Raw genomic sequence first — 13,260 nt, forward strand, 5'->3', positions numbered from 1 at the left:
GATCATACCAAGCTCGTCGGCACATTTCGGCAAAAAGCATGGGCGAACGGCAAAGCAAGTCGCGAATTCAGATTCGTGCGGGGTTGGCATCCGGACGGCGTCGCCGACCATCCGTCGTGGCCCGGGGTCGGGACGTGCGCTAGTCCGTGGCCGGCGGCGACGACAGCGCCGACGCCGGCGCCCGTGCCGACGCGTTGGGCAGCGTTGCCGGCACGACCGGCAGACCGGAGGGCGCGCCGAGGATGACGTGAATTCGCCCGTCACGAGATCCGCTCACCCGCGCCCCGCCGACCTTCGCCGCGCCCGCACGCAGTGGCGCGCCGGCGGCAGCGATGACGGGCGCGTCCGGATTGAAGCGGCGGTAAAGCTCGAGCACCGCGGCGACGTAGTCGCGCGTCTCGGCGTAAGGGGGAATCTGATTGGCGTGGCGCGCCACGGCCCCTTCGCCGGCGTTGTAAGACGCGAGCACGAGTTCGAGACGATTCGGATAGCGCGATTGAAGATCACGCAGGTAACGCGCCCCCGTCAGGACATTCGTCCGCGGATCGGTCAGCTTGTCGGCTACTGTGCGTCGTGCGTCGGCACGCACGCCGTAGCGCTCGCCCGTGGTCGGCAGCACCTGCATCAGCCCGACGGCGCCCTTCGGGGATACGGCGTCGCTGTCGAAGCCCGATTCGGCGGCGATGACCGCCTTGAGCAGCGCCGCATCGACGTGAAACTGCTTCGACGCCTGCGCGATCAGGGGCGCGAGTTTCTTCAGGTTGGGATGGCGCGCCAGCGCGTCGTAGAGGCGCGACCGGTCCGCGCCGCTGACGACACCGCCTTGCGACGCACGCAGGTCCACATTGCCGCTCGTGCCGAGCACCAGGCGATAACGTGCATCGAGCTTGCGCGCCGCAAGGTGCGCGACACCGTTCTCGTCGACGTAGCCATAGAGTTCGGCGTGCGCGAGCGGTGTCGCGGCAAGCAGCGCGGCTGCCAGCGCGACGCCCGCAAAACGCCTCAGGGACGCGGGCCGACAGATCGCGCGAAGCCGATCCGTCACCGGAAGTTGATTATTGCTGGCCTTTGACATGCACCTTGATCGTCTGGCTCATGGCCGGACCGTACGACCGGTGCGCACCGTCGGCGAACTGCATCGTCAACGCGTGGTCGCCCGGCGTGAGATTGACGGTCGTCTCGGTCTGGCCCTTGCCGAAATGCAGATGCGAGTCGTCTGCGGGTACGACCTGACCTGCCGGAATCGGATCGCCGTCGATGATGAGATGGTGATGGCCGGTGTTGGCCACCACTTCCCCAGCCGGTTTGACCGTCATGCCCTCGACGCCGAACTTGACCACCACCGGGTTGCTCACCACGGCCCCATTGGCGGGCGCTACGAAGAAGACGCGCGGCTGGGCCGACTGTGCCAGAACGGCAGTGCTTGCGCACGCGAACGCCAACGGCACGACAATGCAACGCATGGAACGCAACATAACGCGACTCCCGGTAGGGTGGAGGTTGGATTATCCCATTATGTGAGCGCTCACGCTCGCCTGGACGTGCGCGAGGCTCCTATCGTGGGAAAGATTGCGAGCCGCTCAGATGTCGGCTTCGACTTCGTTGCCCTTGGCCTCGAGCCAGCTGCGGCGCTGGGCCGCCTCGCCCTTGCCCATGAGCATGTTCATGCGTGCGACCGTGGCATCGAAATCGAGGCCGCCGAGCGCCACCGGGCTCAGCCGGCGGGTATCGGGGTTCATGGTCGTTTCCCAGAGCTGCTCCGCGCTCATCTCGCCCAGCCCCTTGAAGCGGCTGATCGACCAGGCGGTCTCGCGCACCCCGTCCTTGCGCAGCTTGTCGAGAATCGACTCGAGTTCGCCTTCGTCCAGCGCGTAGAGTTTCTGCGCGGGCTTCTTGCCACGGGCCGGCGCATCCACGCGATACAGCGGCGGACGCGCAACGTAGACGTGGCCCTTGGCGATGAGTTGCGGAAAATGCCGGAAGAACAGTGTGAGCAGCAGCACCTGGATATGCGAGCCATCGACGTCAGCATCGGAGAGGATGCAGATCTTCCCGTAGCGCAGGTTCGACAGGTCAGGCGTATCGTTCGCGCCGTGCGGATCCACACCGATGGCCACGGCGATATCGTGCACTTCGTTGTTGGCGAAGAGGCGGTCGCGCTCGGTCTCCCACGTGTTGAGCACCTTGCCGCGCAACGGCAGGATCGCCTGAAACTCCTTGTCACGCCCCATCTTCGCCGACCCACCCGCCGAGTCGCCCTCCACGAGGAAGAGTTCGTTGCGCGTGATGTCCTCGGTCTCGCAATCGGTCAACTTGCCGGGCAGCACCGCCACCCCTGAGCTCTTCTTCTTCTCGATCTTCTGACCGGCGCGCGTGCGCGCCTGGGCCTGACGGATCACGAGCTCGGCGAGCTTCTTGCCGTGCTCGACATGATGGTTGAGCCACAGCTCGAGCGCGGGGCGCGTGAACGACGACACGAGACGCACGGCATCGCGACTGTTCAGGCGTTCCTTGATCTGCCCCTGGAACTGCGGATCGAGCACCTTGGCCGAGAGCACGAACGACACGCGCGAGAAGACGTCCTCAGGCAGCAGTTTCACGCCCTTGGGCTGGAGATTGTGCAGTTCGATGAAGCCGCGCACGGCCTGGAACAGCCCCTCGCGCAGGCCGGATTCATGCGTGCCGCCGGCAGGCGTGGGAATCAGGTTGACGTAAGACTCGCGCACTTGCGCACCGTCTTCGGTCCAGGCCACGACCCACGCGGCGCCCTCGCCTTCCGCAAAGCTGTCTTCGTTGCCGTCGGCGAAACGCTCGCCTTCGAACAACGGAATGAGCGGCTCCGCGCCGTTGAGCGATTCGACCAGATACCCTCGCAGGCCATGCTCATAGAACCAGCTCTGCGCTTCGCCGTTCTTCTCCTGGCGCAACGTGACGCGCACGCCCGGCAACAGCACGGCCTTCGAGCGCAGCAGGCGTTGCAACTCGCCCAGCGGCAATGTGGGGCTATCGAAGTATCGGGCGTCCGGCCAGACCGTGACACGCGTGCCACTCCTCTTCTCACCACGTTGCGCCGCTCGCGAATGCAGCGCCACGCTGACGTTGCCGCCGTCGGCGAATTCGAGCTCGGAGACCTGGCCATCGCGCCAGACCGTCACGGCCAGCCGCGTGGCCAGAGCGTTCGTCACCGACACGCCCACCCCGTGGAGACCGCCCGAGAAGGTGTACGCGCCCCCGGCAGCCTTGTCGAACTTGCCACCGGCGTGCAGCCGCGTGAAGACGATTTCGACCACCGGCACGCCTTCTTCCGGATGGATGCCGACCGGAATGCCGCGACCGTCGTCCTCGACGCTCACGGAGCCATCCCGGTTCAGGGTGACGAGAATCTCCTTGCCGTACCCGCCAAGCGCTTCGTCCGACGCGTTGTCGATGACTTCCTGAATGATGTGCAGCGGGTTTTCCGTGCGGGTGTACATGCCCGGGCGTTGCTTGACCGGCTCAAGGCCCTTGAGGACCTTGATGGACGCTTCGCTGTACTGGGCAGGCGTATTTTTTTTCGACATAGCGTGACTGAATTGGGGTTCGGCGCCCGCCGATTATCCACACTTCCTGTGGACAACCACGGGGAAAACCCATTAACACATGACAAAAGTGACGCCGGATCAACGACTTGAGTTGCGGCGCCCACATAATGGGCACTCGGTGCCCGTCCGACGTGCGGACGGCACCGCATGAATCGCGGCCTATTGTACTGTCACTCGCGGCGCCTTCGGGTTAGCGCGCCACGGTGCCAACGCAAGACGGCCGGACAACCGGCCGCCTGCGTGTCTTTCGTGTCGCGAAGGGAACCCCAACGCGACGAGCGCGATCAGGCGCTCTCGCCGCGCTGCTTCGCCTCGAGCACTTCCCAGCGTTCGAGCGCCTCGAGCAACTCCAGTTCAATCGCCTCGAAACGTTCGGACAGCGCCGCCCCGGCCGCCGGATCTTTCACAAAGATCGAACCGTCCTCGAGCCTGGCGGCCGCGTCTTTCTGCTCGTTCTCGAGCGCGGCGATGCGCTCGGGCAGCCCGTCGAGTTCACGCTGCTCCTTGTAGCTGAGCTTGACCGTGCGGTTCGTGCCGCGTCGGGTTGCGCTCGCGGCTTCCTTCGGCGCAACGTCCGCCGGCGCATGCTGTGCCGAAAGCGCCGCCGCGCGCGCGCTCTGCACCTGCCAGTCGGTGAAGCCGCCGACATATTCGCGCCAGTGGCCGTCGCCCTCGGCGGCGATCACCGAGGTCACGACGTTGTCGAGGAACGTCCGGTCGTGACTCACCAGGAACACCGTGCCGCTGTACTCCTCGAGCAATTCCTCGAGCAGTTCGAGCGTGGGGATATCGAGATCGTTGGTCGGTTCGTCGAGCACGAGCACGTTGGCCGGACGCGCGAACAAGCGCGCGAGCAGCAAACGATTGCGCTCGCCGCCGGAGAGCGACTTCACCGGCGAGCGGGCGCGCTCCGGCGAAAACAGGAAATCGCCCAGATAGCTCATGACGTGCTTGCGCGTGCCATTGATTTCGATCCAGTCACTGCCCGGGCTGATCGTGTCGAGCAGATTGCGTTCCGGGTCGAGTTGCGCGCGCATCTGGTCGAAGTACGCCACCTGCAGGTTCGTGCCCACGCGAATCTGTCCGCTGTCCGGCGCGATCTCGCCGAGGATCAGCTTGAGCATGGTGGTCTTGCCCACGCCGTTCGGTCCCACGAGACCGACCTTGTCGCCACGCATGAGCGTCGCCGAGAAGTCGCGCACGATCACGCGACCGTCGTACGACTTGGTGACGTTGGTCAGCTCCGCGACGATCTTGCCCGACTTCTCGGCCTGCGCCACGTCCATGCGCACGTTGCCCTGGATCTCGCGACGCTCGGCCCGTTCGTTGCGCATGGTCTTGAGTCGTTCGATGCGCGACACGCTGCGCGTGCGACGCGCCTCCACTCCCTTGCGGATCCAGACTTCTTCCTGCGCGAGCAACTTGTCGAACTTCTCGTTCTCCACGCGCTCGACCTCGAGCTGGGCCGCCTTACGTTCCTGATATTGCGTGAAGTTGCCCGGGTAGGAGAGCAAATGTCCGCGATCGAGTTCGACGATGCGCGTGGCAACGCGATCGAGGAAGCTGCGGTCGTGGGTAATGAACAGCAGTGCACCGCGATAGCCGATCAGCAACTCTTCGAGCCAGCGAATCGCCTCGAAATCGAGGTGGTTGGTCGGTTCGTCGAGCAGCATCACGTCGGGCTTCGCCACCCAGGCCTGCGCGAGCGACACGCGCTTTTGCATCCCGCCGGAGAGCGCGCCCACGCGGGCATGGCCGTCGAGGCCGAGCTGCGCGATGGTGGTCTCCACGCGCGTCTTGAGCTGCCAGGCGTCGGCGGCGTCGAGCGACGACTGCAAACTGTTCAGGCGGGCGAGCAGCGCGTCGTGCTCCGCGCCCTCGGGTGCGTCGGCGAGCGCCTCGGCCGTGTGGTCGTAGTCGGACAGCAGCACGTGCAGATCGCCCAGCCCGAGTGCAACGGCGTCGAACACGCTTTGCGCCGGATCGAACTGCGGCTCCTGCGGTACATAGACCGTATTCAGGCCGGCCTGACGCGCAACGAGGCCGTCGTCGGGCGCGGTCAGCCCCGCCACGATCTTGAGCAGCGACGACTTGCCGGCGCCATTGCGTCCGATAAGCCCGACGCGCTCACCGGCTTCGAGCGAAAAATCGGCATTGTCGAGCAATGCCACGTGACCGAACGCCAACTGGGCGCCGGTGATGGAGTACAAGGCCATGTGTCGGGAAACGCGTGAACTGCGATGGAAGATATTGTAGTGCCGGGTGCATTGCCCCGGCCGAAATTGCGGCACCCGCGGCGACAACATCCGCCGCGCCGCCTTGCCGACGCGCGTCTAGGGGCTCGCTGGCGCACGCAGCATTTCGATGTGCATGATGCCGTCTTCGTCATAGGGCTCGCTCGCCTTGACGAATCCGAAGCTACCGTAAAACGCCTCGAGGTGGGCCTGCGCACCGATTCGCAGTGGGGCTTTTGGCCATTTCGCTTCGGCGATGGCCACTGCGCGCGCAAGCAATTCGCGCCCGAGCCCGGTGCCCCGGTGCGACGCCGCCGTGATCACCCGCCCGATCGACGCTTCGTCGTAGGCCAGCCCCGGAGGTAACAGCCGCAGGTACGCGGCAATCTGTGGTTGATTCGACGCGTCACGCGATTGCGCGACAAGATGCAGGCTTTGAGGGTCGCGACCGTCGATGTCCTGATACGGGCATTGTTGCTCCACCACGAACACCGCGTTGCGCGCGGCCAGAATGCGGTACAGCAACGTGGCGCCCAGTTCATCGAACGACTTGCACATCCATTCCATTCCCGACTCTCCAGCCTCGCGACGCAAAGGCGGGACTATAGCACCGTCGCAAAACGGCGATGCCGCATCTCGCACACAAGGGGGAAGGGAAAAACCGGCTTACTGATAATAGACGATGCCCTGCTCGATATCGGCACGGGCGTTACGCTCCGCGTCGTCGAGGGCGTTGCCCTGCGTGGCGAAACCATAGGCGGTCTGCACCTGGTACGCCCCTACCTTCTCCAACCCCTGACGGGTCGGGCGATGAATCTCGTAGAACGCGTCCCAGCGAGCATTGTCGCGCTCGACGGCATGGACGACGTACTGGAATTCCTGATATTGGGTTGTTTTCATTTTGTATTCTTCCTACTGCAAAAAAATTGACTAATAACTATTCCTCTCGAATCGGCTTACGGTGGTGAGAGTGCAAATTTGCACAAATGTTTCCGTGAAGTGCACGCAGCGTAGCGACCGAATGTGACAAAGACACGACATTCGCATGACCGACACAAGCGACACAGGCCCACGGGGCTCACTGGGTCAGGCCATGTCGGACGCGCCTGAGCGCGAATTCGATGCAAGACGGTGCAGGCCGCGTGCGCACCTGAATTGCGCAAACCTGACGCAATGCGGGTGATCTGAACGACTTCCTGTTTCGGGGAACGATGACCGCGCATCCGGTACGGACGGCGGCGGGAGCGCCTGAGCGCTCGGAGCGGCGGCCACAACGCGTCGCGCGACACCTCTGTAGTGGTTTTCGTGTCGTGCGCTCGCTTTCGCCGGACAGGCAACGCTTTTGCCCGGCAAGGCATACCGCTGAAGACTGCCCTCAGGGCTCCCGGAATTAGCGGGAAATCGAGTGCAGTTGACGAATGATAGCAGAAATCGACGCACCGTGCCGTTTGACGCGTCGACTCGATGCCAAACGCCCGACGTCAGCGGCTTGCCGAAGGCTCGTCCATCTGCCGCAGGATCCAGTACATGTAGCCGGCGAACGCGCCGAAGATGACGTGTCCGGCGAGCATCGTCCAGCCTCGCGATTCGATGAACCACGGGAAAAGCTGCGTCATGACGTAGAAGTTCACGGCATACACGGCCAGACCGAACACGGCGCCCGCGACCGATACGGTCACTACGTCCGAATCCAGCCGGAACGGGGCGACGATCGCGCCCAGCACCACGCCGAGCACCACACCGATGGTGGCGTGGACGACCAGCGCCATGGCGACGATGGAAAGATCGAACGTGGCGGGCTGGGTAATGATGCCCGGCCCGAGGACGATGGCCGCCACCATGCGCGGCGGCACCCAGGGACTCTGGCCGGAGACCAGCAGCACCATGAGCATTTCCACGGCGGAGAAAAAGGCGCAGGCGACGAAACCGGCCACGGCGGCGGCGGCCCAGTCGGGCGAGCGGTGCGTGTAGCGATGCGAGTGGAGGTGTAGTTCCATGATGTCCTCCCGGAAGGGTCACTCACAGAGCCGCCGGTGGGACCGGCAGTGTTTTCAGGATAGGACAATCCAGCCGCGGTGAAGGGCGGGCGTACCGGGCGACGCTATATACTGGGTCACAACCCGCCGCCGGCGGGACTTCAGGGAGATATCGTATGTCCAGTCTGATTGGCTTGCTCGTCGCTATCGTGCTCGTCGGAATCCCCGTCTGGCGCATTCTGACCCGGCTGGGCCTGTCGCCGTGGTTCACGATATTGGCCTTCATTCCGGTGATCAACATCATTTCGCTGTGGCTGCTCTCCTATGCCAACTGGCCGGGGCAGCGCGCGTCCGCGCAAGCGCCGACGGTCTAGTCCCGCCGCGCGGGTGCCTCGCATGCGCGGGGCATCGCGCGGGCGCCCGGGGCGCCTGCGTGTCGGCGCATCGATGCTCGCCCGTGGTGCAGTGCGGTACGGTAGAATATTCGCCAAACTCCGAACACTGGACTGGCATGAGCACAGAGCTGAACGCGGCATCCAATTTCATCCGCAACATCATTGACGAAGACAATCGCTCGGGCAAATGGGGCCAGCGCGTCGAGACGCGCTTTCCGCCGGAGCCGAACGGATATCTGCACATCGGTCACGCCAAAGCGATCTGCCTGAATTTCGGCGTGGCGCGCGACTACGACGGCGTGTGCCATCTGCGCTTCGACGACACCAACCCCGAAAAGGAAGAGACCGAATACGTCGACTCGATCATCGACATGGTCAAGTGGCTCGGTTTCAGCTATCAGACGCCGCAAAAGGAACACCTGTACTTCGCGAGCGATTACTTCGAGCAGCTGTATCAGGGCGCCGAAATCCTGATCCAGCGCGGCAAGGCCTATGTCGACAGCCAGAGCGCCGAAGACATGCGCGCCAATCGGGGCACCCTCACCGAACCGGGCAAGGATTCGCCGTTCCGCAATCGCACCGTCGAGGAAAATCTCGACCTGTTCCGCCGCATGCGCGCGGGCGAATTCGCCGACGGCACGCACGTGCTGCGCGCCAAGATCGACATGGCGTCGCCCAACATCAACCTGCGCGACCCGGCGATCTACCGGATTCGGCACGCCCACCACCACCGCACGGGCGACGCGTGGTGCATCTACCCGATGTACACGTACGCCCACCCGCTCGAGGACGCCATCGAGAACATCACGCACAGCCTGTGCACGCTGGAGTTCGAAGACCAGCGCCCGTTCTATGACTGGGTGCTCGGTGAGCTGGCCGATGCGGGCATGTTCACGCGCCCCACGCCGCAACAGATCGAATTCGCACGCCTGCAACTGACGTATGCGATCACGAGCAAGCGCAAGCTGCGTCAACTGGTCGACGAGAAGTTCGTCGACGGTTGGGACGATCCGCGCATGCCCACGCTGGTCGGCCTGCGTCGCCGCGGCTTCTCGCCCGAGAGCCTGCAACTGTTCTGCGAGCGCATCGGCGTTGCCAAGTCGGCGTCGTGGATCGACATGAGCATTCTCGAGCAGGCATTGCGCGATGACCTCGATCCGAAGGCACCGCGCGCGACGGCCGTGCTCGATCCGCTCAAGCTGATCATCGACAACTACCCCGAAGGCCAGCAGGAAGACTGCCAGGCGCCGGTGCATCCGCACTTCCCGGAGCGCGGCATGCGCACGTTCCCGATCTCGCGCGAGCTGTGGATCGAGCGCGAAGATTTCCAGGCCGAGCCGGTCAAGGGCTTCTTCCGGCTCTTCCCGGGAAACAAGGTGCGTCTGCGCTACGGCTACGTGGTCGAGTGCACCGGTTTCGACACCGATGCCGACGGCAATGTCACGGCGGTGCACTGCAACTACTTCGAGGACAGCCGTTCGGGCACGCCGGGCGCGGACAACTACAAGGTCAAGGGCAACATCCACTGGGTGAGCGCGGCGCACGCGCTGGCCGCGGAAGTGCGCATCTACGACCGCCTGTTCCTGGACCCGCATCCCGATGCCGGCGAGAAGAACTTCCTCGACGCCCTCAACCCGAATGCGAAGCGCGTCACGCAGGCGTACATCGAGCCGGGGCTGGTGAGCGCGGCGCCGGAAGATCGCGTGCAGTTCGAGCGTCACGGCTACTTCGTTGCCGACCGCCACGACGCGGTCCCGGGCAAACCGGTGTTCAACCGCATCGTCTCGCTCAAGGACAGCTGGGCAGTGAAGCCGGCCAAGGGTGGCGGCAAGTAAGCCCAGGCGTCCCGCCCCTCAACGCAAAACCCGCGCTCCCGAGCGCGGGTTTTTGCTTTGTGCCTTCGCTCTCGCCTTCGCCTGAAATATCGACTATAAGGCGCGCGCACGCCCGTCTGCGTCGGTTCGGCGTATGCTCGCGACCGACATCGCCGGATACCCAGTCCGGCCTCGACTCACCGAATGCGCGTTCTCATTCGCCAGCCGCCGCTTCCGACGCCCGTCCATGCCCACGCTCCGCCCTTCGTCAATGCAGCCCGCTACGTCGACCTCGCCGGGGGCGGCGCCCTCACCGAGCTCACCGAGCTCACCGAGCTCACCGACATCACGGAACGCGTCGATCTCATCGACCGCACCGACCTTGCCGTCCGGCGGTGGGGTCCTCCAACGCCTGGCGGATGAGCTGCATGGACTGGCCGCGAACTTCGCGCAAATCTACTTCATTCCGTCGGCTGGCGCCGGTGTGTTGCTGCTCGCGGTCCTCGCGCTCGCCGATCGCCCTGCCGCCCTCACCGGGCTGGCGGCCAGCGCCATCGCCTCGGCGATCGCCATCGCGCTGCGACTGCCGGCCGAGCAGCGACGAAAGGGGCTCGTGGGTTACAACGCGGCGCTCACCGGCATCGCATTCGGCGCGCTTTGGCAACCCGGCGTCTCCGGCTTCGTCTGGCTCGCGGCATGCGTGGCACTGACCGTCGTCGTGTCCGCCGGACTCGCGCGCCGCCGGTTTCCAGCGCTCACAGGCCCCTTCATCGGCGTGATGGCGCTCACCTGGGTCGCACAGTCCTGGGTCGGTCTGGTGCCACGCGCGGGCGCGCTGGCCTGCGACGCCGCCACGCCCGGGTTCGTATTCTGCTCGGTGGGACAGGTGGTCTTCATCGCGCCGCTGGTGCTCGGCCTGCTGACCTGGTACGTGCTGGCACTCTGGAACGTTCGCGCCACGCTTTGGGCGCTCGCGGCGGCGGTAGCCGTCTGGGCAGGCCTCGTATCCGCCACCTCGCTCGTTTCACGGACATTGCCGACATGGCTGGCCTCGCTCAGCTCGCTCACCTCGTTCGGCCTGTCCTGGCCGTCGATCGCGGCGCAGGCCGGGGGCATGGGTGTCAATGCGTTTCTCGCCGCCCTGGGCCTCGGTGCCTTCGGTCGCCCGGCCTCCCAGCGCTTCGCGGGCGCTTGGCTGGCCAGCATCCTGTGTGTCGTGCTCGGTCACGCCCTCGCGCCGATCGGCTGGCCCTACTTCACCCTGCCGTTCAATCTTGCGGTGTGGACGGTGCTCGCCGTCTCACGAGCGCAGCCGTCGCCGGAAAGCGCATAAAAAAATGCCCGGAACGGTCGACGTTCCGGGCACTCGCTCATCGCTAACCCCGTTTCGAGAAGCTGCCGTCTGCGCGGCCGTGGAGATGACTCAGCTTCCCTGTGTGGTTTTGGCCTGCCCTCGCTCACGTTCGCGCCCTTTCGGGCGCCGGAGCATTTTCAACTACGGCTTGTTGTTATCGCTGCTTCTTCCCTGACGCCCGCCAACGCCCCCCGACGTTACGAACCGCTGCCGAAGCCCAGGCCTCTTGCGTGCCATACCTGTATCAACGGCTGTTGGCGGGAAAAGTTGACCGGGGTATACACCGATCCCTTCGCGGATACCTCGCCCGATCGGCGGTATCACCCGGCACCAGGCGCGCCACTCGCCTCGGCCGATGTCGCCGGCGATTTCACGACTGCATACCGCGTCAGCGTCTCCTGACGCGCCACGTCGTGCGCGACCAGCGGCTCCGGATAGTTTCGCCCCAACACCACGCCGGCGTCGCTCAAGGTCTGCGCATCGGCGCGCCAGGGCGCATGCAGCGCCTTGTTGGGCAGATCAGCCAGTTCGGGCACGTACTTTCGGATGAATCGCCCTTCGGGGTCGAACTTCTCCGACTGCGTGACCGGGTTGAAGATGCGGAAGTACGGCTGGGCATCGCAACCGGTCGAGGCGGCCCACTGCCACCCGCCATTGTTCGCCGCCAGATCGAAATCGTTGAGGGCCTGCGCGAAGTACGCCTCCCCGCGCCGCCAGTCGATGCCCAGATCCTTGACCAGAAAGCTTGCCGTCACCATTCGCAGGCGGTTGTGCATATAACCGGTCTGATTGATCTGACGCATCGCCGCGTCGACGAGCGGATACCCGGTGCGCCCCTCGCACCAGGCCAGGAACGCAGCGTCCGCCGCCTTGCCCGTCGCCCACTCGATCGCGTCGTACGCCGGCTTGAACGCCCGGCCGTCCACGTGCGGGTGATGATGCAGGATCATGAAATAGAAGTCGCGCCAGATCAGCTCGCCGAGCCATGTCTGCGCGCCGCGGCCGGCCTCCCCGCCGTGCTGCATGGCAGCGTGCGCCTCACGCGCGAGCGTGCGGATCGACACGGTGCCGAAGCGCAGGTGCACGGACAGATAGCTCGGTCCACGCACGGCCGGATAGTCGCGTCGTTCGTGGTAGTGCGCCATGCGTGGCAGGAAGTCGTCGAGCAGCTGCTGCGCGCCCGACTCCCCCGCGGGCACCGCGATGCGGCGCGACTCGGGCACATCGAAGCCCAGCGTCGCCAACGACGGTATCGCCCCGTTCCCGGCGCGCGGCGGTGGGGCCAACCGCTGGAAATCGGACGGCTTGCCGTGCGGTGCAAGGTCGACCGGCCTCACCTGCCTGAGCCAGGCACGCTGGTACGGCGTGAATACGCTGTAGGGCTCGCCCTGAGCGCTCAGAACCTCGTTCATCTCGAAGATCACGTGGTCCTTCACGAGTTCGAAAGCGATACCCTGATCGCCCAGCGACCGGGCGACGGCACGGTCGCGCCTGAGCGCAGCCGGCTCGTAGTCCCGGGCGGCGAACACCGCCTGCACGCCGAGCGTCTTCGCCAGTGCCGGAATCTCATGCGCCGGGTCGCCATGGCGCACGACCAGCCCGCCACCGCGCGCCCTGAGCGTTTCGTCGAGTTCGCAAACACTGTCGTGAAGGAAAGCGACACGCCGATCGTTGCGCGGCAGTCCGTCGAGAATGGTCGTGTCGAAAACGAACGCGACATAGACCTCGGCGCAACTCGCGAGCGCCTGCGCCAGCGAAGCGTTGTCCGCGCAGCGAAGATCGCGCCGCAGCCATACCAGACCTTTGTGGAATTCGCTCATGTCAGTTCGGCGCGACACATGCACGCCCAATTCGGTGGAATGCGAGGACGTCCCCGCCAAATCCCGTACCATAGCGAGATCGCGGA

General features: G+C 65.1%; 12 protein-coding genes. 4 read left to right on the forward strand and 8 right to left on the reverse strand.

Annotation, left to right across the window (positions count from 1 at the left end; genetic code table 11):
* Positions 1 to 139: 139 nt before the first annotated feature.
* From LV28_RS39690 to LV28_RS39720, 7 genes are all read right to left on the reverse strand, one after another.
* A complete protein-coding gene (locus tag LV28_RS39690) occupies positions 140 to 1,075 on the reverse strand; it encodes a lytic transglycosylase domain-containing protein (protein WP_069106837.1) in 936 nt (311 codons plus the stop codon).
* Positions 1,056 to 1,463, reverse strand: coding sequence for a DUF4399 domain-containing protein (locus LV28_RS39695; protein WP_031627326.1), 408 nt, complete (start codon positions 1,461 to 1,463; stop codon positions 1,056 to 1,058). The genes LV28_RS39690 and LV28_RS39695 overlap by 20 nt, the downstream gene beginning before the upstream one ends.
* A 117-nt stretch (positions 1,464 to 1,580) precedes the next feature.
* Positions 1,581 to 3,560, reverse strand: a complete 1,980-nt coding sequence (locus tag LV28_RS39700) for a DNA topoisomerase IV subunit B (protein WP_023873793.1) — start codon at positions 3,558 to 3,560, stop codon at positions 1,581 to 1,583.
* A gap of 305 nt (positions 3,561 to 3,865) precedes the next feature.
* Entirely contained in the window at positions 3,866 to 5,797 is a 1,932-nt protein-coding gene (locus LV28_RS39705) for an ATP-binding cassette domain-containing protein (protein ID WP_023596739.1), read from the reverse strand.
* Positions 5,798 to 5,914: 117 nt separating this feature from the next.
* On the reverse strand, positions 5,915 to 6,382 hold the full coding sequence (locus LV28_RS39710; protein WP_023596740.1) for a GNAT family N-acetyltransferase: 468 nt from the start codon (positions 6,380 to 6,382) through the stop codon (positions 5,915 to 5,917).
* 99 nt (positions 6,383 to 6,481) lie between these two features.
* The gene (locus LV28_RS39715) at positions 6,482 to 6,715 is read right to left on the reverse strand and encodes a hypothetical protein (RefSeq protein WP_023596741.1); all 234 of its coding nucleotides are present in this window, start codon (positions 6,713 to 6,715) and stop codon (positions 6,482 to 6,484) included.
* Positions 6,716 to 7,296: 581 nt separating this feature from the next.
* Entirely contained in the window at positions 7,297 to 7,812 is a 516-nt protein-coding gene (locus LV28_RS39720) for a hypothetical protein (protein ID WP_023596742.1), read from the reverse strand.
* Positions 7,813 to 7,967: 155 nt separating this feature from the next.
* On the opposite strand from LV28_RS39720, the gene LV28_RS39725 reads away from it, so the two are divergent.
* The 4 genes from LV28_RS39725 to LV28_RS39740 all read left to right on the forward strand — a co-directional run bounded on the left by LV28_RS39725 (position 7,968) and on the right by LV28_RS39740 (position 11,333).
* Positions 7,968 to 8,165, forward strand: a complete 198-nt coding sequence (locus LV28_RS39725; protein ID WP_023596743.1) for a hypothetical protein — start codon at positions 7,968 to 7,970, stop codon at positions 8,163 to 8,165.
* A 137-nt stretch (positions 8,166 to 8,302) separates the two neighbouring features.
* On the forward strand, positions 8,303 to 10,021 hold the full coding sequence (locus LV28_RS39730) for a glutamine--tRNA ligase/YqeY domain fusion protein (RefSeq protein WP_023596744.1): 1,719 nt from the start codon (positions 8,303 to 8,305) through the stop codon (positions 10,019 to 10,021).
* A 183-nt stretch (positions 10,022 to 10,204) separates the two neighbouring features.
* On the forward strand, positions 10,205 to 10,423 hold the full coding sequence (locus tag LV28_RS49000) for a hypothetical protein (protein ID WP_025249382.1): 219 nt from the start codon (positions 10,205 to 10,207) through the stop codon (positions 10,421 to 10,423).
* Positions 10,383 to 11,333: an urea transporter gene (locus LV28_RS39740; protein WP_023596746.1), complete on the forward strand. Its 951-nt coding sequence runs from the start codon at positions 10,383 to 10,385 to the stop codon at positions 11,331 to 11,333. Before LV28_RS49000 ends, LV28_RS39740 begins: the two co-directional genes overlap by 41 nt.
* A gap of 341 nt (positions 11,334 to 11,674) precedes the next feature.
* On the opposite strand, the gene LV28_RS39745 is transcribed toward LV28_RS39740, so the two are convergent.
* Complete coding sequence (locus LV28_RS39745; RefSeq protein WP_048806587.1) at positions 11,675 to 13,174, reverse strand: cryptochrome/photolyase family protein; 1,500 nt, start codon at positions 13,172 to 13,174, stop codon at positions 11,675 to 11,677.
* Positions 13,175 to 13,260 lie beyond the last annotated feature (86 nt).

It is taken from the genome of Pandoraea pnomenusa (assembly GCF_000767615.3).
Taxonomy (GTDB): domain Bacteria; phylum Pseudomonadota; class Gammaproteobacteria; order Burkholderiales; family Burkholderiaceae; genus Pandoraea; species Pandoraea pnomenusa.